Raw genomic sequence first — 24,747 nt, 5'->3', positions numbered from 1 at the left:
AGCGTGTGAGCTCCGGTCCGGGAGATCGTACATCGCAATCGTTGACGGTGGCGGGTGGTGACGGCGCGATGAATGACTCGCCAACTGTATGAGAAAACGCCATACGATAAACAGTGCAAGAACCATACTGCGCATGGAGGCAATGATATGAAGTCGCACGTGCTGTGTGCCGTGGTCGGCGTCCTCGTGCTGGCGGTGGCATCCGTGTCCGGACAATCCGGTCCGAGTCCCGCCTCACCCTATTTTACGATCTCGCTCGACCGCGTCTACGGTTTGAAGGGGCCTGATACGATTTTGGCCGGCAACGATGTCCGGTGGATACTCCGCCTTAGGAACGACAGCTTCAACTTTGCCGTCAGTAACGGATTCCGCGTCTATTCGCCGGATGGCGCGGTATGGGACAGCAGCACCGGCGACACCCTGGGCTGGCGCCCCGGTGACCCCACGCCGGGCCAGGCGATCCTGAGCAAGGCGAATTTCGACCTGCAATATGTGATCAATCGATTCAGCAACGACGGGCTGGATGCGGACACGATCGCCTTTCTCGGTGCGAAGATCTCCTCGCCGGGTCTGCCGCCCGGATTCAACGACACCGCCTGGGCGGTGACGGCCCACAAAGTTCATACGGCGTCCCACAATCTCCATCTATGTATCGATTCCTCCTTTTTCCGCCCCGGCGGCACCTGGAAATGGGTGGCTTCCGGCGGAATCAACAGGTTTCCGGAGTGGGACGGCCCGCACTGCTATTTGATCTTCGACACCGGTTACGTGCCGCCGGCCAACATTGTCTTGTCCGAAGATACGCTCGTATTCTCGGCCATTCAAGGCGGCTCGAATCCGGCCAGCCAGAATTTCGACATCACATCAAGCGCCGGGCCGCTCAACTTCACGCTAACCGAGAACGCCACATGGATGTCCAAGGCACCAATACAGGGAACAACTCCGAGAAATATCCTGGTGACGATAAACATCACTGGTCTGACTACAGGGGTCTATTTTGACTCCATCCAGGTCGATGCGCCGCCGGCGCTGAACAGCCCGCAATTCGTGTACGTTAAACTCACTGTTACGCCGCCGCCGTCGCTTATCGTTGTGAATCCAACGGCCTTTTTCTTCAACGCGCTGGTCAATGGTGCCAATCCTGCCCCCGACACGCTGGCGATCAGTAACGGTGCGGGAGGGACCCTGAACTGGTCGGTAACGCATACCGAAAGCTGGTTGTCGCTCAATCCGACCTCAGGCGTGAATTCCGGCGAGGTGGTGGTGACTACCGACATCACCGGTCTGCCGATCGGCATCTACTATGACACGATCCTGGTCACGGATCCAAACGCGACCAACGATTCGGTCAAAGTGCCGGTGAGGCTGACGATAGCCTCTGACTTGCCGCTTATCGCCGTCGACTCGGCGTTCAATTACATCATCGTCGATCTGCCGTCGACCACGCCCCCTCCGCGGGACATTTATGTGCACAATGCCGGTGGCGGTACGTATGACTTCACCATCCAGGAGAGTTCGTCGCGCATCGTTGGCGCAGTGCCGTCGTCGGGTACGCAACCGCAGACGGTGCAGGTGTCATTCGACCTGACCGGTGCGCTCGCCGGCCAGAACCTGTACGACACGCTCTGGGTCGTCTCCAACGAAGCGAGCAATTCTCCGTTCCCGGTCGTATTCCAGTTCCACGTGGTCAATAATCCGGCGATCATGCACTTTAGTCGAGACACGATCCATTTGAATGTCTATGAATGTTCCGATTCGACAAGCGTGCCCTCGGATTTCACCGTCCTCGCCAATTTCGGTGCGGATAATCCGCTGACCGTGACCGCCACCTACGAATCGAGCCTGTTTTTCCTAAACGCCACTCAGGTCAACGCACCGTTTACGTTTTATGCGACGGCCAGAGTTACCAACCTGCCGCTTGGTACCTACTACGACACGATCATGTTCTCGGCCCTGAATGCCATCAATTCGCCGCAATATGTCATAGTCGAATACAACAAGATACCCGGCGATCAGACACCGGTCATGTCGATAACACGCACCACCATTATCACGCCGCGTCAGGAAGACTCGGGACCGTTCCCAATTGCGACCGACATCCAGAATGTGTATCCCGGATGCATGCCGTGGAGTTTCGTTGAGACTATACCCTGGTTCGAACCCACCGCGACGTCCGGTAACGTGCGTGGGTCTATAGGTGGGCTTGTGAGCCCGGGTAGTTTGACTCTCGGCACCTATCGTGATTCGTTCTACGTCGAGGCGCCGACCGCATCCAACAGTCCGCAGAAGATGGTGTTGGAACTGCGCATTTGGCGGTTCCACGGCGACATGGACTGGGATGGCGTGCTCGATATTAGTGACATAACGCAGTATGTGTCGTACCTCTTCAGCAACCAGTCACCGCCGCGCCCGGAGTACATTGTCGGTGACTGCAACTGTGATGGCGTGGTGGATATTGCCGACCTGACCTACATGGTGCTGTACCTGTGGGAGGGCGGTCCGATTCCCTGCGGCAACCCATACTGAGTTGCTCAGTCAGAATGAAACAAAGCGCGCCCGGGGATACCTCGGGCGCGCTCGTTTTGTCCGGTCAGCCGACCGACGTATCGAATGGTTGACAGAATCGGGAATTTCGTTATCTTATTCAGGATTACTTCAGAGCGCCCGATGTACAAGACAACAGGCTGGGCGTAAACCTATGACACCCTGGAGGTACTCGGTGAGCATGATCGCCGGAAGGCTTCGTATTCTCCTCACCCTCACAATTCTTTTGTTCCTCACGTTTGATATCCCCTTGTCACAGCCGTCCGAATCCGCGGGTGACTGGAGCAGCGCCACGCCTGCCCAGCTCCACCAGCAGATGTGGGAAGCCAAGTCGCGTGCGCTTCTGAACAAGCAATACGCCGAACAGGCCGTACAGGCGGTGCCGGCCAGCACGCAAACCAATTACGATGTCAAATTCCATGACATTTACATCCGCGTGAACGATACGACCGAGATTCTTTACGGCCGGGTGAAATTCGTGGCCGAGGCCGCCCAGAACGGGGTGTCGCAGGTGGAAGTCGATCTGTATTCCAACATGGTGATCGATTCAATCGTGGCGCCCACGGGTCAGCTTGCCTATACTCGCCTCGGGAACGTGGTGACAGTTACCCTGGACCAGACGTATAACACCGGCCAGCAGTTCGAATTCGACTTCTATTATCAGGGGCATCCGATTGAGGGGGGCTTTCAGGCTTTCTCGTTCGACATCAACATTTATGGATCCAAGGTGATCAGCTCGCTTTCGGAGCCGTACTTCGCGCGTACCTGGTGGCCATGCAAGGACCGTCCGGACGACAAGGTTGATTCCTACAAGATCGCAATCGAAGTCGACAGCGGCTTCTACTGCGGATCCAACGGGTCACTCGATTCGACTATTGCCACCAGCGCCAATACGAAGACCTACTATTACTCGGTCCATTATCCCATGGTCACCTATCTGTTTTCGGTGGCTATCTCCCGCTACACGGTATGGCATGACTGGTACCGCTACAACGGCAACCAGGATTCCATGCTGCTCACGCATGCTGTGTACCCCGCGCAGTACACGTATTCTCTGCCGCGTTACGGTATTACCCCTCAGGCAATTAGTCTGCTATCACAGACTTTCGGACCGTACCCATTCCTGACCGAGAAATACGGCCATTCCAATTTCGAATGGGGTGGTGGGATGGAGCACCAGACCATGACCTCCATGACCGGTTCGTCATTCGGGTTCTCCGAGCCGGTTGTGGTGCATGAACTCACGCATCAATGGTGGGGGGACATGATCACCTGTAAGTCATGGGGGCATATTTGGCTGAACGAAGGGTTCGCCTCGTATGGCGAGGCAGTGTATTATCTGAATCGCGACGGCTGGTCGGCCTACCACACCTACATGAACGGCATGGCCTATAGCGGCGGAGGCACCATTTACATCAGTGACACCAGCTCAGTGAACAACATCTTTGGTTCAATTGTCTATGACAAAGGCGCCTGGGTGGTGCACATGCTGCGCGGCATTTTGGGCGAAGCCGAATTCGCTGATGCCATGACCGCGTGGTACAACTCGCCGTATCAGCACGGCTCTGCTACCACTGAAGAATTCCGTGACGTGGTTGAGGCCGCGACCGGCGTCAATATCCACAATTTCATCCAGGACTGGATATACGGTACGCTCCGCCCAACCTATCAGTATCAGTGGTACAGCGAGGCGAGGATCGGCGGCGGCTACTACGTGTATATCTTCGTCAAGCAGACACAGACCTCCAACCCGCAGGTGTTTCGGATGCCGGTTGATTTTGCCGTGGACCACGCGGCGGCGTCATCGGATACGGTGGTCGCCGATATCAACCAGCGCCAGCAACTGTTCAAATACATCGTGGCCAACAGCGTTACCAACGTCTCGCTTGATCCCGCCGGGTGGGTGCTCAAGAATGCAGGCATGGCGAGCTGGACTCTGCATATCGTGACGCTCGACTCGGAATTGACCGATGGCCTTCAGTATACCGCGTACAACGATACCGTGCTGGCGCGCGGCGGCTCGGCTAACCGCTCGTTTGTGATCGCTTCCGGCTCTATTCCATCGGGCATCACCTTCAGTTCCACGGGAATACTCTCGGGCACGACCGCCGACAGCGGCAATTTCACATTCCTGGTGAGGGTAACGGACAACAACAGCGGAGCGTCCGATTCATCGCAGTTCACGATCCGGATCGAGCCCCGGGTGTTGGTGCCGGGTGACGTGAATATGGACGGCACCACGGACATCTCAGATCTTCAAATGATGATCGACTATCTGTTCTTCTCCGGGCCGGCGCCCGTGGTGATTGACCTGGCGGACATGGATGCCAGTTGCGCGGTCGACATCGCCGATTTGACACTCCTTGTGGATTACCTCTTCTTTTCCGGACCGCCGCCGGTGATCGGCTGCGTGCCGTGAAAATGTCGGGCACGTCTATTATTGGCTGACTGGCGAAGTGCCTGTATGGGCCCTCGATGAATCGAGGGCCCTGTTTTTTTGGGCGGCCTCGGAGCCGAACCGCTGGGTCTTGGTGCGGCTTCAAATTATGTTGCGCGGTTGGCCAAATCCCCTTTCATTGGACCCAGTTGCCGGGCGCGACAGGATACTTGCCAAGGGATTTTGCGATGAACAACAGTTCTCGTCCTGAGACATTCCATATCTCGACATACGGCTGCCAGATGAACCTGGCGGACTCGTCCACTCTTGCTTCTACTCTAACCACCCGCGGGTACCGCCGGGTGGAGGACGAATCCCAGGCGGATCTCGTTATCCTGAACACCTGTTCGGTGCGTGAGAAGGCGGAGGAGAGAGTATTCGGACGGCTTGGGGAATTGTACCACTACAAGAAGTCTCGGCCCGGGCTCAAAGTCGCGGTGGTTGGCTGCATGGCGCAGCGCCTGGGATCGGAGCTGATGCGGAGAGCACCGCACGTGGACTTTGTACTGGGGACTGACCGGCTGTTCGAGTTGCCCGATGCCATCGAAGGAATCGAGGGGACGTCGGCCGTCATGACCGCGTTCGGTCACGAAAACCTGGATCAGATTCAACCCATCAAAGAGACACCGTTCTCCGGATTTGTGACCATCTCCCGTGGCTGCGACAACTACTGCACCTACTGCATAGTACCGTATGTGCGGGGCAAAGAGCGGGCGCATTCGGCGGATTATATCGTCGATGCCGTCAGGCGAATGGCGGATGAGGGCGTGGTTGAGATCACTCTGCTCGGGCAGAATGTCAACAGCTATCGATACCATGACCTCGATTTCCCCGGCCTGCTCCTTCGAGTGGCCGGCGAAACGCCGATCCGACGAATCCGATTTATGACGTCCCATCCGAAGGACTTGTCCAAACGGCTGGTCGAAGTCATGGCCGATGAGCCCAAACTGCTGCCGCACATCCATCTGCCGTTGCAGTCCGGAAACAACCGCGTACTGAGCAAGATGGGCCGGCTGTACACCGTCGAGCACTACCTGAAGATCATCGAATACATCCGCAAAAAGCTCGATTACGTGGCTATTACGACCGACTTGATCGTCGGTTTTCCAACGGAAACGGAGAACGAGTTCGAGCAGACTCTGGCAGCCGTACGGGCTGTGCAATATGATAGCGCCTTCATGTTTCGCTATTCGGTCCGACCCGGAACAACTGCAGCGCGATATGAGGACGACGTACCCGAAGCGGACAAGATCCGTCGGCTCAACAAGCTCATTGCACTTCAGCAGCAAATCAGCTATAAGCGGAACCAGCGCGAACTGGCTCAAACCAGGTACGGTTTGGTGGAAGGGTTCTCGCGCCGGTCGCAGGAGTATCTGCGGGCGCGCACCGAGGGGAACAAGACGGCCCTCTTTCGGTCCTCCAATGGAACGAAACCCGGCGATATCGTTCGGATCAAGATCACGGCTGCTGACGCGTTCACCCTGCACGGCGACTTGGTGGCATCGAATTCATGACGGCGGCACTTCCCAATATACTGGCACCACTGCTGGTACTGCTTCTTCTCGCTTATATAGCCTGGCGGTTGCGGATAGCTGCCACAATTGACCTGGCCGGACGAGTGCTGTACGTGGTGGGTGCACTGTTGCTTTTCCTGGCGGCGTCGTGGCAATGGGCGGAGGCGGTGAAAGACTATCGGACATGGTTTGTAGTCACCGCATATCCCTTGATCGACCTGGCCCAGTTCCTGATAGCGGCGATAGCTCTTGCCCTGATCGCCATGGCCCTGAGCCGGCGGGAAACCCTGCACCGGGACAAAGAACAGGAGTTGCAGCTTCGAGAAACACACCTCAGTGTGCTCACCAACCTTCAGCAGGATGGCCGCCACCGCCACCAGTTGCTTGAACTGTTGAATATGACACTCAAGGAGGTTCTTGTTCCATTGCCGAATTGCGTCGGTGCGATATTCCTGATGAATCGCACGAAGCGACAATTGATCCTCGGCGCCTGGCACGGACTCTCCAAAGCGGAAATCGCCGCGTTGGAGCATCTTTCACTGGACATTCCCATGGTGCGCCAGTCTATAGAACTCGGGGACCCGGCCATTGCCGGCTCCATTGACGGCGGCGCCGCACCGGGCAACTCAGAGCTGATACGTTTCAGGTCGACGCTGATTCTGCCCCTTTCATCCGGCATTGAGAACATTGGCGTCCTGTTGCTGTTGTCAGAGCAGGCCGATCGGTTCGGAAGGAGTGACGTGCGTTCACTCGCCCCGGTGGCGGATTGGTTGTCCGAGAAAATTCACTCGGCACGCCTGGTGCGAGAGATGTCGCTTCTCAGGCAGGATAGCGAGACCGCCACCCTGAATAACCAGGAGCTCGTGCAAAGACTGCAGGCCGCCTCGCGAGCCTACGGCAGTATCGACCCCATCGTCCAGTTCTGTCGATCGATCGTGGGCATGTTCGGGAGTTCCGAAGTATTCCTGGGTGGTGTTCGCGACGCCCGGCTGGTGTTTCATGGCGGCAGCGAAGCGATTGACGACTTAACCGAAAACTACCGCGTGGCGCTTCTTGAAGCGCTGGAGCGCAGGAAGCCCCTCGTGATCAATCAGGAGGCGGTGGACAGCGGGGGAAGAAGTCGTGTGACGCGCTCAACCCTGCTGTTTCCGATCGGTGGCGATGACCTCATCGACGCCCTGATGCTCCGGCGCGAGGCTGGACCGTTCTCAGTCGATGAAAAGGACCTGCAGACACTCAGCTTGATGGCGTCGCTGGGCAAACTGATCATGGGGCAGCAGACCATGGCGCGACGGGATCTTGCGCGCCGTGTTGGTCTGGAAAAGGTGCTGCAGTTGCTCCGCGCCGGTGACCGGGTGCTCTCCTTTGACACCGATCCCACCTTTTTGTCCCGTCATCTGTCCGACCTGCTTCCAATCGGGTCATTGCTGCTGATGCTCGTCCGTAATGACAAGGGAAGTTACCATTCGGCCGTCCCTGCTCTGGCCGGAATCGATATGGGGGACCTGTGCGTTCAGCCCGGCGAGAGCTTGATCGGCCAGGCCGCGGTCAACCGTCAACCACAGTTCGCCGGCGGACGCAAGAGCGTCGAATCCGGACTTGCCGGCATGGACCAAACCAACCGAAATGTCTTTGAGCAGTTGTTCGGTGAAGAGGGGCCGGCCGATTTTGCGGCTGTCTGCCCGGTCACGCATGACAATAAAACAGTCGGGCTCCTGGTCGTCTTCATTCGGGGGATCGGCGATGCCGAGCGAATGGAGTGGGAGCGATTGCTGACGCTGGCGGTCTATCTCTATTCGTTCCTGCTTTCGGTTGAGGCGACCAGGAAGAGGTCAATGGCACTTGTGTCCGAGATGCCGGTCGATGATCGGCTGGCTCAGGCAGTGAACGAACTCAACAATCATCTGTCGGCAGTAATAGGCACGGCGGACCTTGCCTCGCAACGGGAGGACCTCGCCGGTGATGTACGTCTGCAGCTGGTGAGTATTGTCGATGAAGCTGAGCGAGCGGCCGCTATTGTGAAAGAAGCTGTGACACCGCTGCATTCGGGTGGGAGTCCCGGCGCCGCCGGTGCTCATCCAACTCCAACACTGAATGACATCGTTTCGGCCGTGCTCGGCCGTCTCCATGTCTCCGCGGGGCTCTACCTGGCGGGCGGGAAAGCGCGCGAGATCAGCCGGAGAACGTCTCAGATCGGGCCCGTGCCGTTTGCGGAGGAGGCTCTGACGGAATTCTTCGAGGAACTACTCAATCGATTTGCGGCGGTCTCAGCGGATGACGATATCATCACCATTGCCACCTATGCAAAAGAAGAGTACGTCTATCTCGACATCTCGCGCCATCGGCGCAATTTCCCTCCGGTCGAGCGAGTAGCCGATTTCGGTCAATATCAGATCGCCGAGCAGGCGTTCCGCGATCACCCGGGGGATGTCTTTCTGCGACATGTTGCCCAGGGTGTCTGCTACTTTGCAGCCGACCGCGTTTCCCCGTCGCCTGCTTATCTGTCATTCAAGTTCCCGGCGGTATCGGAGTCATCAACGGCTGAAAGATCCGGCAGCGAGTCTGCCGTTCGAGTACTGGCCATCGATGATCAGCCGGTTATACTTGACTTGATCGCCGCTATGTGTCAGTCGCTCGGATATGCCGTCGTGACGGCACAGTCCGGGCAGGAAGGAATTCGCCGGGCAGTGTCCGGCAGATTCGACATCGTACTCACCGACCTGGCCATGCCGGATATGTCCGGAATCGAAGTGGCGCGTCAGATCCGCAAGCTTCATTCCGATACGCCCATCGTGCTCGTGACCGGATGGGAAGCGAATCTGGATCGCGCCGCCCTCACGTCCAGCGGGATTTCCGACGTACTCTACAAACCTTTTCGCATCGAGCAGTTGACCGACCTCATTACGGCGGCCGCTAAATCCAAGTAGCAGTCTCATATTGGTCGGCGCAAGTTCAAGCGATTAAAGACCTTCGCCGAACAGCCGATAACCGCAGTATGGCTACAACTATCTCCCCGAATACGCGGCTATCAGTTGCGGATGAAATACAACGTCATGACGACCTGCTGTCGCTCCCACAAGCGCTTACCGAGATTCTCAAGGAGATCGAGAAACCGAATTTCAATTTCGACAGTCTGGCCAAGATCATCCTCAAAGACCCGGCGCTGACCAGCCGAATTCTCAAAGTCGCCAATTCATCGTTTTATCATCGCCGCACGGAAATAACGACCGTTCATCAGGCGGTTCAGATTCTGGGTGTCACCACGGTCAAATGCCTGGCCCTTTCGACTTCAGTGTTCGATGCCGGCAGGCTCGACGCTACTACAGGAGTGAACTCCAAACAGTTGTTCGCTTATGTGCTGTCGGTCGGCGCGGCCTCTGAGAAAATTGCCCAATTGGTCGCGTTCAAGGATATCGAAGAAGTGTTTATTGCCGGTCTGTTGCACGAGATCGGCACGCTGTATTTCGTGCACCATCACCCCCAGCAGTATCGCCAGGTGCGGCACACCTACGAAGAGTTGCACGACCTGTTGAAAGCCGAGAAGGTAGTGTTCGGTCTCGACCACTGTGAGGCCGGATATCTGCTGGCCAAGAGATGGCGACTGCCGCACTCGATCTGCGAAGCGATCTCCGACCATCATTCGTTCGGTGAAGTGAAACCGGGCCCCTCGGTCAGCAATATCCTGCGGCTGGCGTGCCTCCTGAACGAGGATATGGCTGCCACGCGCTTCATCGAACTGGAAGACCGTCTCTGCCGCATCAATCAGCTGGCATCAGCAATGAATCTCTCCAAGGAGAAGATCGATTCTATTTCGTCGTCACTGCTCAGTTGGACCGTCACCACGGCGAACTATCTGAACATCGACATTGGCTCTATCGAGGAGATACTCACGCGGGCCAACAGCGAGCTGTGGCGGACCTACCTTATGCTCGAGAACTTGTTCAAACAGCGCCAGGAGTTGAGCCAGAAACTGCTGGCCGAAGAGCACGCCAGGGGTGCGATCGAGTCCAAAAACATCGCTATCGCAACACTCTCCCATTATGTGAACAATGCCACTATGGCCGTCTACGGGCGGTCACAACTGTTGCGTCAGGTGATGACCGGCGGCGACGCTCAGAAGCTGCAGAAGCTTCTGCCAGCCAGTCTCGACGTTATCGATAGGAGTATCAAGAAGATCGTCGCGGTGCTGGCCGAGATCAAAGAGATCTCGCCCATCGATGAGGTCTCGTTCTATAATATGTCTCAGGCGATGAAGATCGATGACCGAATCGAGCGTCGCCTGACGGCCATGGAGCACGAATCCGGGCTGGTGCTGCCGGATGTCGAGCAGATATCCGGCTGAACCGGACAGTTGACCGGCTTGCCTCCGCCTGTTACCTTCTGTTAATGTTGACCTATCTTACGGCCGGCGAGTCGCACGGCCCGCAGGTGACGGCTATTCTCGACGGATTACCGGCCGGCATGTCCGTTTCCATCGAACAGATCAATCATCATCTGGCGCGCCGACAGAAAGGGTACGGCAGGGGTGGCCGTATGAAGATCGAACAAGATCGTGCGGAGATACTGAGCGGCGTCCGGCATAGCATGACCATGGGAGGACCTGTCACGCTGGCGGTGCGCAACAAAGACTGGCCCAACTGGTCGGCTATTATGGACCCGATCAGTCCGCTGCCGGTCGAGTTGAATCTCAGGCAGAAGCACCTGGCGCTCGATACTACCACTCCTCGGCCCGGCCACGCCGATCTTGCAGGGGGGATCAAGTGGCACCATTACGATCTGCGGAACGTGCTCGAACGCGCTTCCGCCCGCGAGACCGCCGCACGCACTGCCATCGGCTCTCTGGCCTGCCAGCTTCTCCAACACTTCGATATCCGAATCGCCTCGCATGTTGTGGCTATCGGCAAAGTTTCGCTGCCCCGGCGACTGTCGCGCGCTGATCTCGACAGCCTTGTTGCGGTAGCCGAGCAGTCCGACGTCCGCTGTATCGACGACCAGACGAGCCGCAAAATGATGCAGGCAATCAGAGACGCCAGAAAGAGGCGTGACTCGCTCGGCGGTGTCGTGGAGTTGATTGTTCGTGGCCTGCCGGTAGGACTTGGGGGATTTTCGCAGTGGCATCACAGGCTCGATGGCCGCCTCGCCGGGGCTCTCATGGCGGTCCACTCCGTCAAAGGAGTGGAGATCGGCCTCGGTTTTGAATCTGCGCGCCGGTACGGCTCCCAGGTGCATGACCAGATCTACTACTCGATCAAGCAGCACGCGCCGAAAAAGGGGTTCTATCGACGTACCAATAATGCCGGCGGGTTGGAGGCCGGTGTCACGAATGGGGAAGATATTGTTGTTAGGGTAGCATCGAAACCGCTCTCGACCTTGAATCGGCCGCTCGACAGTGTCGATGTAAAGACCAAGCGCCCCAGCAAAGCAATGGTCGAGCGCACGGACCATTGCGTTGTACCGGCGCTGGGTGTTGTGTGCGAAGCCGTGGCCGCCCTGGTGCTGGCCGATGCTTTTCTGGAGAAATTCGGCGCCGACAACCTGAGCGAAACGGAGCGTAATTACCGGGCGTTTCTTGACACGCCGTATTGAATTATCCCTGTAGATCGATTGAACGAGGAGCAGCCATGCGTTTTATATGTACCTCCGGACGTCTGGAGGAATTTCGCGCCGACACGATAGTTGTCTTTACACCGTCCTTTGAGAAGATTACTGATCGTACCCTCAAGGCCCTTGATCGGGCGACGCGAGGCGCCCTGACGATATTGGCAGCCTCAAAAGAATTCCATGGCAAGGAAGGGGAGACGGCGGTCCTGCTGAAGCCACAGGGGTTCCGCGCCGGTCGCGTCCTGCTGGCCGGACTTGGTGACAGTTCGAAGGTAGATGCTGATTGTTTCCGTCGCGCCGCGGGAGTTGTCTCGCGCCACAAAAGTCTGGCAGCCGGAGAACGCGCCGTCTTTCACGCCTGTTTCGAATTGAAACCTGCCTATGCGCAGGCACTGGTCGAAGGGTATCTCCTCGGCTCATACGTACAAGTGAATTTCAAAACCTTGGACGGCAAGAAGGACAAGCAGGAACCTTCCGAGATCACGGTGAGCGTGACGAATTGGTCCCAACTCCCGGCCTGTCGGCAGAGTGCACAACGCGGGCAGATCATCGCCGACGGGCAGAATCTCGTTCGCGCGCTGGCCTTCACACCATCCAACAAGCTGACTCCTCGCCTTTATGTTCGAAGGATACAGGAGCTGGCCAAAAAACATCGGCTGACCTGCCGGATACTCGATGAGAACGGGATCGCCCGCGAGAGAATGCGCTGCCTTCAGGCGGTCGCCAGGGGATCTGCCGAGCCACCCCGCTTTGCAATCCTCCATTACAAGGGAAGGCGCGACAACCAGAAGCCGGTCCTTCTCGTCGGCAAAGGGGTGACATTCGATGCCGGCGGCATCTCCCTCAAACCTGCCCAGGATATGCACGAGATGAAAGGGGACATGACCGGCTCGGCCATCGTCCTGTCAGCTCTCGTAACCGCGTCTCGACTTAAGCTCCCCGTCAATCTGGTAGCGCTCATGCCCTTGACTGAGAACATGCCGTCGGGAACCGCTCTGAAGCCGGGGGATGTCGTTACATCGCGTAAGGGGCTGACGATCGACATCGTCAACACAGACGCAGAGGGGAGACTCATTTTGGCCGATGCTCTCGATTTCGCGAATACGTTCAAGCCGCAGGCAGTGGTCGATATTGCGACCCTCACCGGCGCCGCCTTGTACGTGCTGGGATATGCCGGAGCACCCATCGTGGGAAACAATCCGGAACTTATGGACCGGCTCCGTCAGGCCGCCGCCGCTACGGCCGAGCGGGTATGGGAAATGCCGATGTGGGATGACTTCCGTGAAGCCATGAAAGGAACGGTGGCCGATCTGGTCAACTCAGGTGGACGTCCCGCCGGCACGCTGACAGCTTCCGCCTTTCTTGGGAATTTCATCGGCGATTGGCCCTGGGCGCATATCGATATCGCCTATGTCGATCTGGAGAAGGCGGGCAAACCGTACATGCCCAAAGGGGCCACCGGTTTCGGTCTGCGGCTGCTGGTCGAAATGCTCTCCCAGTGGAAAACGCTGTAGTCAATCTCGACTATCTGCATAAAAAAAGCCGGACAACAGGTCCGGCTTTGTGATATTCAATGTGCCTGACAGACTAACGTTTGACCTGCTTCGACCAGGCCGGAGCAAAGTCGAGCCCCGGTCCCGACAGACGTTTCACCTGGCTGCCCGTTATGTCGCTTATCCAGATCGAGCCATCACTCGATGAAAATGTCAGCCATTTGGAATCGGGAGAGAACGACGATGCGATTGTTATCAACCCAACTCCCGCCGGAGGCTCGTACACGAGATACGACTTGGCAAGGTCGGGCGTGGCGATGTAGATACCCGGCTTGGCCGGATCATTCTTGACATACGCGATCCACTTGCCGTCCGGGGACCAGGACGGCACCAGGCAGGTCAGCATTTTCGCCGATTGTTTCCCGATAGAATCGAGCGGAGTCATGATCCTCTCTCTCGGGAGTACGGCGAGTCCTTGCGGCCGCTGGTTGAAGAAATGGACAAACGCGATCTCTCCCTTGGCGTTCATCGACGGCGACATCAGAAACTCCGGCATATTCGCCCAGTCTTTGCGAAGCAGCTGAAAATCCCCCCCCTCCGGATTCATGACGCAGAGCTGGTAGTTCGGCATCTGTGCGTTTATGGCGTTGGCGTTGACATCCTTCGTGAAAATGATCGTGTTGCCATCGAGCGACCAATCAGGATCCCGACTGCCGAGATCATCGGTCAGCCGCCGCCAGAAGAATGTGTTACCAACCTGCGCGGAATCGATATACGCGATGAAAATGTCATAGAGTTTGTGCTTGCCTCCGCCTGTGCCGTCCGGCTCCGCATAATCAATACTCCCCGAACGCGTAAAGGCGATCCGGCGGCCGTCAGGCGACCAGCTCATGCGGCCGTCGGCGTTCTGAGCTGACACCACTTTCATCTGGTTGGCGCCGGTGGCATCCATGACCCAGATCGCTTTCTCACGGATAAAAGCGATTCTACCGGTTGGTTGGCTTATCGTGCCCGCCTGCAAGGCGGAGAGTTTGGGGGTCTGCGCGGTCGGGGCGCCCGACATGCCGAGAATCGGCAGACAAAACGCCAGAGTCTTAAGAAAGAGGGCGGTTTTCTTCAACTAAGGACACTCCAATTGTATGTTGTACTGAATTCCGATCCAAGATAAACGCGGAGAGGGTTCTGTCAACCCCCTCCGCGCTCCTAAAACAACTACTCATCACCAGGTGAAGAGCTTCTTCAACTCCACTTTGCCGATGAATCCGGAAAAGCCAAGATCAACACGTGTCTCCGGAGTCCCGGCATAGGTCACAACAACCTCCTGGTCTTGATCATTATACCATGAGACGTTGTTGAAGTTCAGGTATTGGTAACCGAACTCTGCTCCCAGAGAAAACCCGTGGGTGCCAATCGGATAATCGCCGCCGAACGTCATGGTCAACGCCGGCGCGGTGCCTTTGAACGTCAGATTGGACTGCTCGGGCAGCGAGGTAGACAAGTTTAGATTCTGATAGTCGGCCCAGAGACTCCAGTTCGCCCGGTAATAGCCGACCGTAACCCTCGACCGCAACGCCAGTGCTTTGAGACCATCCTGCGGGGTAGGCGGATTGGCGAAATAGTACAGAAGCGATGCTGACCCGCCATACACCTTGATCTCAGACGCGGGATCGGAGACCGACGCGCTGATCGGCTGATACAAGTACGAGCCGCTGACTGTCTCGCCCATCTTGAGCCAGTATTCGCCGCCCAGCGAGAAAGCCATGCGGCGGCTCATCATCATCCCGAATTCAGCGCCGAACGTCTTGGCCATGTTCAGCCACGAAAAATTGGTGCCGGTGAACCGCTGGGACTCATAGTCGGCAAAACTATTGTAGTCATTGTGGCGATTGATGCGGTTCATGGCGAAGTTCAGCGCGAACCACCCCTGGTGCTTGATCTGTTTCTTCTCTGCCTTGGAGAGATACCGCTGCAGTATCTCCTGTTCCGTCTCCTGGGCGGAGACAGCGCCGCCGATAGACAGCAGCAGGGCAAAGAGTGTCAGTACTACGACATTCCGACGCATGTATTCCTCCTGGTTTCCGACTTTCTGTTCTATTGACCCATTATCGGCGCTCCAGGCCCCGTCCTTGATAACCCCAATGCCCCGGAAGGTCCCTTTCCGGGATAAAGAAAAGGGCGGGTCCGGGACCCGCCCATCGTACGCAGTTAGCGGCCTGACGTAGGGGGCTATTCGGCCGCCTTCGAGTAATCCATCCCTGCCAACTGCCGGTAGAGGTTCCAGCGGCGGTCACAGTCTTTCTGTCCCAGTTCAAGGAGCATTTTGGCCCTCTCCGGGTCCTTGGCCTGGAGGGTCCGGTACCGGTTCTCCTTGTAAGCATACTCCTCGAACTTGATCGAAGGTTCCTTGGAATCCAGTTGCAAGGGGTTCTTGCCCAGCTGGACCAAATCAGGATTATACCGGTAAAGAAGCCAGTGGCCGGACTTCACCGCTGCCTCCTCGCGGTCGAGACCATGAGACATATCGATGCCGTGGGCGATACAATGGCCATAGGATATGATGATCGAGGGACCATTGTACTTCTCGGCTTCCACGAACGCCTTCACCGCCTGGTTGTGACTGGCGCCGATCGCCACCTGCGCCACATAGACATTCCCATAGGACATCATCATCAGGCCGAGGTCCTTCTTGGGGGTCGGCTTGCCGGCAGCGGCAAACTGAGCCGTCGAACCCCGTGGCGTCGCCTTGGACATCTGGCCGCCGGTGTTGGAATACACTTCGGTATCCAGAACCAGCACGTTGACATTCATGCCCGACGCCAGCACGTGGTCAAGCCCACCAAATCCGATGTCATACGCCCAGCCGTCGCCGCCGATGATCCAGACCGACTTGTTGACGAGGAAGTTGGCGATATTCTTCAGTGACATCACGCGGCTGCTTCCGTCCATGCGATCCAACCGCTGTACCAGGAGCGCCACCCGTTCGCGCTGTTTTTCGATCCCTTCCTGAGACCGCTGATCGGCGTTTTTGATCTCGTCATACATCTCCGGAACCAGTTCATGCACGAGTTCCAGCGCGTACTCTTTCAGCTTGTCGGCGGTCAGACGCATGCCGAAACCAAACTCGGCATTATCCTCAAACAACGAGTTCGACCAGGCCGGTCCGCGACCATCAGACCGCTGGCAATACGGTGTCGTCGGCAGGTTCCCGCCATAAATGGAGCTGCAGCCGGTGGCGTTGGCGCATAGCGCACGATCGCCGAACAACTGCGTCATCAGCTTGACGTATGGTGTCTCGCCGCATCCGGCACAGGCGCCGGAGAATTCAAACAATGGCTTGACAAACTGCGAACCCTTAGGTGTCTCGACATTGAACAGTTTCGGGTCGGTGTCCGGAAGCTCGTTCAGGAAGAACTCCCAGTTCCGTTTCTCCTTTTCGCGAAGCGGCGCCTGCCGGGCCATATTGATCGCCTTCACTTCAGATTTGGTGCCGTCCGGATTCTTTTTCACCGCCGGACAGGCGTTCACGCAGACAACGCAGCCGGTGCAGTCCTCGGGCGCCACCTGAAGGACGTAGTACATCCCGTCGAACTGCTTCGTCATCGCCTTGATGTACTTAAATCCTTCGGGCAGCTTGTCGATATGGTCCGCCGAAAACACTTTGGGCCTGATGGCGGCATGCGGGCAGACCAGGGAACAGATGTTACACTGGATGCAGATATCCGGCTCCCAGACCGGTATGTCCACCGCGATATTCCGCTTTTCGTACTGGGTGGTGCCGGTAATGTAGGTGCCGTCGTCCGGAAACGCCGAGACCGGAACTCGGTCACCATGTCCGGCAATTATATCGGCCGTCACGGTTTTAACAAAATCGGGCGCGAAGTCCGGTACTACCGGCGGCCTCGTGAGCTTTGATGTCACCCGGTTCGGATATTTCACTTCATTGAGAGCGGCCACCGAGGCATCCACCGCCGCGAAGTTCATATTGACTACCTTCTCGCCCTTGCTGCCGTACGTTTTGACGATGGCCTTCTTGATCGCCTCGATCGCCTTGTCTTTTGGCAACACCTCCGCGATCGAGAAGAATGCCGTCTGCATGATCATATTGATCCGGGCGCCAAGGCCGAGCTTCTTGCCAAGACTGATGGCATCGATCACCCAGAACCGGGCCTTCTTGTCAATGATTGTCTGCTGGACCTCTCGGGGCATCTTGTCCCAGACCTCAGCCGGTCCGTATGGAGAGTTCAGAAGGAACGTCCCTCCTTCGATCAACTGCTCAACCATATCGTACTTCTCCAGAAACGAGAAGTTGTGGCAGGCCACGAACTGTGCCCGATTGATGAGGTACGGTTTGCGAATCGGTTCTTTGCCGAACCGCACGTGAGAGACGGTCACCGCTCCGGCCTTTTTGGAGTCGTACACGAAATACCCTTGCGCCCAGTAATCCGTGTTTTCACCGATGATCTTGATCGAGTTCTTGTTGGCGCCAACGGTGCCGTCGGAGCCAAGCCCGTAAAACAACCCTCGGAAATTGTCCCCCTCAATATCGAATGAATAGTCCGGGTCGAGCGACGTAAACGTAACATCATCGGTGATGCCGACCGTGAAGTGGCTTTTCGGGGTATGGAGCTTGAGATTGTCGAACACGGCCTTGGCCATCGGCGGATTGAATTCCTTCGAGCCGAGCCCATATCGGCCCCCCACAACCAGCGGGCGATCTTTGAACCTTGCCAGCCCCTTGTCCATGGCTTCGTTGACGGCTGCCTGGATGTCGGTGTACAACGGTTCACCAACTGAACCAGCCTCTTTCGTCCGGTCGAGCACGGCGATCCGCTTGACCGAAGCCGGCAGCGCCTGGGCGAAAGCTTCAAGTGAGAAGGGCCGGTAAAGCCGGACCTTGATAAGACCAACTTTTTCGCCACGAGCGGCCAGGGTATCCACCGTCTCGTGCACTACTTCGGAGCCGGTTCCCATGATGACAACCACGCGATCCGCTTCGGGATGGCCGTAGTAATCGAACAGGCGATACGTGCGGCCCACGACCGAGGCGAACTTGTCCATCATCTGCTGGACAATGCCGGGTGCTGCGAGATAATACTTGTTCACCGTCTCCCGTCCCTGGAAGAACACGTCCGGGTTCTGCGATGTCCCCTTGATGGTCGGACGGTCGGGGGAGAGGGAGCGCTGACGATGCTTGGAAACCAGAGGCTCGTCAATCAGAGCACGCATGTCCTCAAAAGTCAATTCTTCGATCTTCTGTACTTCATGCGATGTGCGGAAGCCGTCGAAGAAATGCACGAACGGCACCCGGCTGGCCAGCGCCGCCGCCTGTGAGATCAGCGCGAAGTCCATGACCTCCTGCACGGAACCGGAAGCAATCAGGCCGAACCCGGTAGAGCGGCACGCCATGACGTCGGAATGGTCGCCGAAAATCGACAACGCGTGTGTTGCCACTGCACGTGCCGAAACATGGAAGACGGTCGGCGTCAGCTCACCGGCGATCTTGAACATGTTGGGGATCATGAGAAGCAGCCCTTGGGAAGCCGTAAACGTGGTCGTCAGGGCCCCGGTGGTCAGAGCTCCATGCACGGCGCCGGAAGCTCCCCCCTCCGATTGCATCTCCACTACGATCGGAATAGTATTCCAGATATTCCGGTCGCCTGCAGCCGATTTGGCGTCGCTGATCTCACCCATGTTCGATGACGGCGTAATGGGGTAGATCGCGATCACTTCGTTCGTGGCATGGGCGACATGTGCTGCGGCAGTGTTGCCGTCTATCGTCACCATGCGCCGCTTGACCGGTTTATGCGCGGTCTTCTCTTTTATCTCTACAGCTTCCTGTAACATCAAATTGCTCCTACCTCTATTCTCTCCGGCGTGCCCGTTGTATACCTGTATCGGTACGGTCACTCCGATTTTGACAACGTTATTTTCTTTTGGGCCTGGTACTTGCCCTTCTTGTCTTTATACGATGTCTGACACGGTTCATTGCCGGCCAGAAACAATATCTGTGCGATCCCCTCGTTGGCGTACACGCGCACCGGTCGCGGTCCGCTGTTGGCCAGGCTCACTGTCGCGTACCCTTCCCACTCCGGCTCAAACGGGGTGACATTGACAATCACTCCGGAGCGCGCGTAGGTAGATTTGCCGAAGCAGACCGTGACGATATGCCGTGGTATTCTGAAGTACTCAACCGACCTCCCCAGAATGAACGAATTCGCCGGAATGAGCACCGAATCGGCCTTGATGTCGACAAAACATCCGGCCGTGTCGGCTTTGGGGTCGAGCTCTGTTATACCTGTGGGGTTGAGTATCTTGAATTCGTCGGCCAGGCGAAAGTCATAGCCATAAGAGGAGACACCGAAACTGATCCCCTTGCGAATCTGCTGTTCCTCGAACGGCTCGATCATCGGCCCGGATCGGGCCATCTCGATGATCCAGCGGTCTGACATTGCGGCCACGTCGTCGTATCCTCCGTTGTTTGCCAAATCAACGTAAGATACGTGATTTTTTTCTCAAAGTAAACTAAAATGCCCGCTCCGTTTCCGGTTGCAATTCAGCGGACGATCTCCTTGCGACGCTGCCATTCAATCAGATCCGCAATGGTATACTTTTCGAATACGGCACAGAGTTGCTCTTCGGCGATCAGGATAACTTCACGCAGGGCACAAAACCCCTGCCCGTTGTTATCGCAATTCCGTATGTCTTTGATGCACTTCATCAGATGGTAGGGCCCCTGAATCGTCTCCAGCACTTCCTTAAGCGTAATTTCCCTGGGGTCCTTCGCCAGGGTAAACCCACCGCGAACCCCCCGATGGGAGCGCACGATCCCGTTCTTAGACAAGGATTGAAAGATCTTGGCGAGAAACTTCTCAGGTATGTTCTGCGCTTCGGAAATCTCGGATAAAGGTGTGATCACCGAGCGGTCCTTTTCGGCCAAGTACAGCACCCCGAACATGCCATACTCTTCGGCCTTTGTGAATTGCATACTCTCCTACCTTGGGATAAGGCTTCTGTGAGAGACACGATTGTTTGTTATCTGAAAACGCCACATATTCGACACTTTCAGTATGTATATACAAATGGTACGGAACATAGACCTTTAAGTCAACTACTTTTGTTACATTTTTCACAAATTCTCTATAAAACAGGTTGGGTCCTGTTTGGCAGCCCAATTGTGCCAAAAAGTGCTTTCCCGGCTCCGCCGGCCATCATAGATTGCCTCAGGAAAGGTCTGTACGGGATGACAAAAACGGTAACAAAAGGTCTCTTAATAGTTTACACCGGCGACGGTAAGGGCAAAACCACCGCCGCTCTGGGTATGTGCGTCCGCGCTATTGGCTACGATTGGACTATTTGCCTCATTCAGTTCGTGAAAGGGAGTTGGAAGTACGGCGAACTGAAAGGGGTCAAACGGCTTGAGCCGAACGTGGAACTACACGTCATCGGCGAAGGTTTTGTAGGCATCGTGGATGACACCAAATCGTTCGAAGAACATCGCGCAGCCGCACGCAAGGGGGTTCAGCTGGCTCTGGAGAAACTCAACTCAGGACGTTATCAGCTGGTTATCCTCGATGAGTTGAATGTCGCTTGCAGTCTCGGGTTGGTAACCCAGGAGGAACTGGAACAGATCGTGGCAGCACGAACGGGGGAGCAGAACCTCGTCATAACCGGTCGCGGCGCCGGGGAATGGCTCAAAGAGCATGCTGACCTGGTCACCGAGATGCGGGAGATCAAACACCCATATCAAAAGGGGATCATGGCGCAGAAAGGCGTGGACTGGTAGATCGTCTTAATCTTTTTGACACGAGACGCACTCTAATAACGGGATGTGCGACAGCGGTTGTTTGTTGACCAGCTTCGCAATGTCGCCCGACAGATGACAAGGAACGAGAATGGCAAACGAGCGTACGTATGATGTGGTGATAGTCGGCGGCGGCCCGGGAGGGCTCTGCGCGGGCATGTATTCGGCCCGCGCTCGGCGGAAAACCGTCTGCCTGGAAAAATATCTTCCCGGTGGCCAGATCGCCGTCACCGGCGAGGTGGAGGATTATCCGGGCTTTGAACATATCTCGGGGGCTGAACTGGGCATGAAATTCACAGACCACGCCAAGAAGTTTGGTCTCGAGATCGAGCTTGAGGAAGTCGTGGAAGTATACGCCGATGGCGAGGACCGGGTCGCCAGGTGTGCATCCGGCAATATCTTTCGCGGCAAAGCGCTGATTCTCTCCACGGGTGGAACGCCGCTCAAGCTCGGCGTGCCGGGCGAGAAGGAATACTCAGGCAAAGGGGTTTCCTACTGTGCTATCTGCGACGGCGCTTTCTTTCGCGACAAAGTGATTGCGGTGGTGGGAGGCGGGGATGCGGCCGTCGAAGAGGGGACTTTTTTGACCAAGTTTGGCTCGAAAGTTCATCTTATCCATCGTCGTGATCAATTCCGCGCTCAGAAGATCATCCAGAAGCGGGCATTCGACAATCCGAAGGTGAACGTCATCTGGGATACGGTGGTGGAGTCGATCAACGGCGACAATAACCGCGTGTCCAATCTCTCACTCAAGAACGTGAAGACCGGAGCCAAATCCACTCTCGACATCGGCGCTATTTTCATCTATGTCGGTTTCAGACCCAACGCCGGACTGGTGCGTGGAGAGTTGCGGGTCGATGCCGGCGGCTATGTCATCACCGATGACCGCATGGAGACCTCCATTAAGGGGATTTTTGCCTGCGGCGATGTTCGCTCACAACTGGTGCGGCAGGTGACCAACGCGGTCGGCGACGGTACCACCGCGGCTGTGGCTGCCGAGAAATACATCGAGCAGCTTGAAGACCGGCATGCTCACAGAGTATGAACGCAGTCGTTGGCATCCCGGATACGATCAATGACCCCGCGTATGCGGGGTTTCTTCTCACTGACATCACTTCCACCGTGCGACCGTCGGTGGCGCTTGACTTTGGCGTCACCGCACTGAATCTTGTGTCAAGTCCACGATCACCAAAGTGCTGTCCGGAGCGATCTGCGCAAGCATAATCCGACCGGGTAAGCGGAATGAAACTTTTGTGTCACCCATTCGTTAATGGGAACCATGAGGGAAACAAGTATGGCAGAGCCACACGCTGCAGAGAATGCTGTTCCTGATACCGGGAGCAAGGGGCTGTCGTTGCGCGGTCTCTGGGAAGTCTTCTTCAAACCAACACAGTTTATGACCGAGTTGCGGGAGAGGCCGGCAGTTCTCGTCGCGCTCGTGGTCGTCGTGCTCCTCTCAGCGATCTTTTTCGCGTTGATGAAGGACATCATTTACGACTTGCAGGTGAATACGCCGGAGTTCCAAGAGCGGATGCGCGGGCAGGCGCTGACACCGGGCATGCAACAGATAATCAAGATTCAGACTGTCGCATTTGGCGTTATCGCACAGGTGCTGATTCCGCTGATTGCGGCGGCGCTTGGTTTGTTCTGGGGCAACTTCGTATTCGCGGGCAAAGCAAGCTTCAAGCAACTCATGGCTGTCATGACCTACGGTACGGTGATTGCCACTGTCGGGATGCTCGTGGGTTTGCCCATTATGCTGGCTAAGGGGACGATGGTACCGCCGTTTGGACTTGGTATCCTCGGAGCGAGCCAGGGGTACGACAGTTTTCTCTTTACGTTGTTGTCGAAATTTGACGTTTTCCTGTTTTTCGAGCTGGCCGTCATAGGCATCGGCCTTTCGGTCCTGTATAACGTAACGCGAAGCCGGGGCATTGTGCTGTCGATCCTGTCGATGGGAATGCTGTCAATTCTCCATGTCCTCGGCGTAGGTATTTGGAAACTCATATCATGAAGGAGATATTCATGACGCGGTTTGCAACCGTAATCTTTGGTGCTACGGTTATGGCGCTCGCAGCAGCCGTGCCGGCACGCGCTGCCGATCTGACACTGGACGACTGCATCGAACTGGCCTTGAAACACCGCGCCGCAATTATAGCCGCTCGGGGCGCCGAGGATTTGGCCAAAGCAAGCGAACGGGCCGCGCTGGGCGCATTCCTGCCCCAGGCATCGGCCACCTATGAATACGCAAAGACCAAAGACCGTGACCGAAAGCTCGAGGTGCAGACCGATACCGGAACGATCAAGTCGAGTCTGCCGAATATCGACTATTACAACAAATCGACCAATATCTCCGCCAGTATCGGTTTCCCGCTTCCTCAGACGTTACACAGTTACCTGGCGGCGCGAGTGGATCATGAACGAGCCAGTCTTGATGTCATCGCATCCGAACAGGACTTGATCTATGCCGTCAAATCTTCATTCTACGCCTACCTTGCGGCCGTACAAAATGTGTCCGTGCAGGAAGAGGCAGTCAAACGTTCCGACGAACAGCTCAAGCTCATACAATCGAAATTCGACCTCGGCTCGGCCGCCAAGTCTGACGTGCTCAAGCAAAAGGTCCAGTCCGGAAACGATGTGTTGTCGCTGCTGCGCGCCCGTAACGCCGTGACAAGTACGATGGCGGCATTGGCCTACACGGTAGGACTTGACCCAAGACAAGAATGGTCGTTCGCCACTCAATATATCGTGCGCCAGTACGACGGCTCCCTTACGGATGCCATTGAATTCGGCATGAACCGCCGTCCGAGTGTGTTGTCGTCACAAAAAAGTGTCAAGGCATCCGACCATCGGCTGACAGTTGCCAAACTGCAGTATTTGCCGAAATTCAGCCCGTACGCGTCGTACGGATACTCCAAGTCTACTGGTATTAATCCCTTCGATTATTCCGCCAGAACTTCGTCATTGACCAGTCTAACGTACGGCTTTCAGGTTTCGTGGAACATATTCGATGGTTTCGCGCGTGAAGAAGGGTTCACCTCGGCGCGCGTCGCCCGCAACAACGCCCGTGCCGCGCTGGCCGACCAACGGAACCTGGTGGCCAGCGAGATCAAAACCGCCTATCTGGATATCGACCGCCTTAAAGAGCAGAAGAAGGTGTCCGACGAAAACGTGGCAGCCGCCACAGAGGACTTGAAAATAACCCAGGAGAAATACAATCTTGGCGCCGCGACCATCCTTGATCTGTTGAACGCGCAGGTGTCGTTGAAGGAGGCTCAGGTGTCATCCATCTCCGCCGACTTTGATCTCAATCTTGCCGTCGCCAAGCTTGAAAACGCCATGGGGAAAATGTAGCGG

Annotated in this window: 16 protein-coding genes; 11 read left to right on the top strand and 5 right to left on the bottom strand. The window is 56.5% G+C overall.

Annotated features, from left to right (window positions below; all coding sequences use genetic code 11):
- Positions 1-147: 147 nt before the first annotated feature.
- The 7 genes from AB1644_10150 to AB1644_10120 all read left to right on the top strand — a co-directional run bounded on the left by AB1644_10150 (position 148) and on the right by AB1644_10120 (position 13,610).
- Positions 148-2,526, top strand: a complete 2,379-nt coding sequence (locus AB1644_10150) for a hypothetical protein (GenBank protein ID MEW6051407.1) — start codon at positions 148-150, stop codon at positions 2,524-2,526.
- Positions 2,527-2,725: 199 nt separating this feature from the next.
- The gene (locus tag AB1644_10145; GenBank protein MEW6051406.1) at positions 2,726-4,963 is read left to right on the top strand and encodes a M1 family aminopeptidase; all 2,238 of its coding nucleotides are present in this window, start codon (positions 2,726-2,728) and stop codon (positions 4,961-4,963) included.
- 206 nt (positions 4,964-5,169) lie between these two features.
- Positions 5,170-6,495, top strand: a complete 1,326-nt coding sequence (gene miaB, locus AB1644_10140; protein MEW6051405.1) for a tRNA (N6-isopentenyl adenosine(37)-C2)-methylthiotransferase MiaB — start codon at positions 5,170-5,172, stop codon at positions 6,493-6,495.
- Positions 6,492-9,422, top strand: a complete 2,931-nt coding sequence (locus AB1644_10135) for a response regulator (protein MEW6051404.1) — start codon at positions 6,492-6,494, stop codon at positions 9,420-9,422. The genes miaB and AB1644_10135 overlap by 4 nt, the downstream gene beginning before the upstream one ends.
- A gap of 68 nt (positions 9,423-9,490) precedes the next feature.
- Positions 9,491-10,837, top strand: coding sequence for an HDOD domain-containing protein (locus AB1644_10130; GenBank protein ID MEW6051403.1), 1,347 nt, complete (start codon positions 9,491-9,493; stop codon positions 10,835-10,837).
- A gap of 44 nt (positions 10,838-10,881) precedes the next feature.
- Positions 10,882-12,081, top strand: coding sequence for a chorismate synthase (aroC, locus tag AB1644_10125; protein MEW6051402.1), 1,200 nt, complete (start codon positions 10,882-10,884; stop codon positions 12,079-12,081).
- A gap of 35 nt (positions 12,082-12,116) precedes the next feature.
- Entirely contained in the window at positions 12,117-13,610 is a 1,494-nt protein-coding gene (locus tag AB1644_10120) for a leucyl aminopeptidase (GenBank protein ID MEW6051401.1), read from the top strand.
- A 73-nt stretch (positions 13,611-13,683) separates the two neighbouring features.
- On the opposite strand, the gene AB1644_10115 is transcribed toward AB1644_10120, so the two are convergent.
- The 5 genes from AB1644_10115 to AB1644_10095 form a co-directional block, all read right to left on the bottom strand.
- Positions 13,684-14,709 (bottom strand): hypothetical protein, encoded by a 1,026-nt coding sequence (locus AB1644_10115; protein ID MEW6051400.1) that lies wholly within the window; start codon positions 14,707-14,709, stop codon positions 13,684-13,686.
- A gap of 99 nt (positions 14,710-14,808) precedes the next feature.
- Positions 14,809-15,651 (bottom strand): hypothetical protein, encoded by an 843-nt coding sequence (locus AB1644_10110; protein ID MEW6051399.1) that lies wholly within the window; start codon positions 15,649-15,651, stop codon positions 14,809-14,811.
- 164 nt (positions 15,652-15,815) lie between these two features.
- Positions 15,816-19,433 (bottom strand): pyruvate:ferredoxin (flavodoxin) oxidoreductase, encoded by a 3,618-nt coding sequence (gene nifJ, locus AB1644_10105; protein MEW6051398.1) that lies wholly within the window; start codon positions 19,431-19,433, stop codon positions 15,816-15,818.
- A gap of 59 nt (positions 19,434-19,492) precedes the next feature.
- Positions 19,493-20,047: a dCTP deaminase gene (gene dcd, locus AB1644_10100; GenBank protein ID MEW6051397.1), complete on the bottom strand. Its 555-nt coding sequence runs from the start codon at positions 20,045-20,047 to the stop codon at positions 19,493-19,495.
- Between the two features lie 95 nt (positions 20,048-20,142).
- Complete coding sequence (locus AB1644_10095) at positions 20,143-20,574, bottom strand: Rrf2 family transcriptional regulator (GenBank protein ID MEW6051396.1); 432 nt, start codon at positions 20,572-20,574, stop codon at positions 20,143-20,145.
- A 255-nt stretch (positions 20,575-20,829) separates the two neighbouring features.
- Here AB1644_10095 and cobO point away from each other — a divergent pair, with 255 nt between their 5' ends.
- From cobO to AB1644_10075, 4 genes are all read left to right on the top strand, one after another.
- A complete protein-coding gene (gene cobO, locus AB1644_10090; GenBank protein MEW6051395.1) occupies positions 20,830-21,372 on the top strand; it encodes a cob(I)yrinic acid a,c-diamide adenosyltransferase in 543 nt (180 codons plus the stop codon).
- Between the two features lie 109 nt (positions 21,373-21,481).
- Positions 21,482-22,435 (top strand): thioredoxin-disulfide reductase, encoded by a 954-nt coding sequence (gene trxB / locus AB1644_10085; protein ID MEW6051394.1) that lies wholly within the window; start codon positions 21,482-21,484, stop codon positions 22,433-22,435.
- Positions 22,436-22,684: 249 nt separating this feature from the next.
- Positions 22,685-23,404, top strand: a complete 720-nt coding sequence (locus AB1644_10080) for a YIP1 family protein (GenBank protein ID MEW6051393.1) — start codon at positions 22,685-22,687, stop codon at positions 23,402-23,404.
- 11 nt (positions 23,405-23,415) lie between these two features.
- Positions 23,416-24,744, top strand: a complete 1,329-nt coding sequence (locus AB1644_10075; GenBank protein MEW6051392.1) for a TolC family protein — start codon at positions 23,416-23,418, stop codon at positions 24,742-24,744.
- Positions 24,745-24,747 lie beyond the last annotated feature (3 nt).

Source organism: Candidatus Zixiibacteriota bacterium (genome assembly GCA_040753875.1).
Taxonomy (GTDB): domain Bacteria; phylum Zixibacteria; class MSB-5A5; order GN15; family FEB-12; genus DATKJY01.
This window is presented reverse-complemented; position numbering and strand designations above follow the sequence as displayed.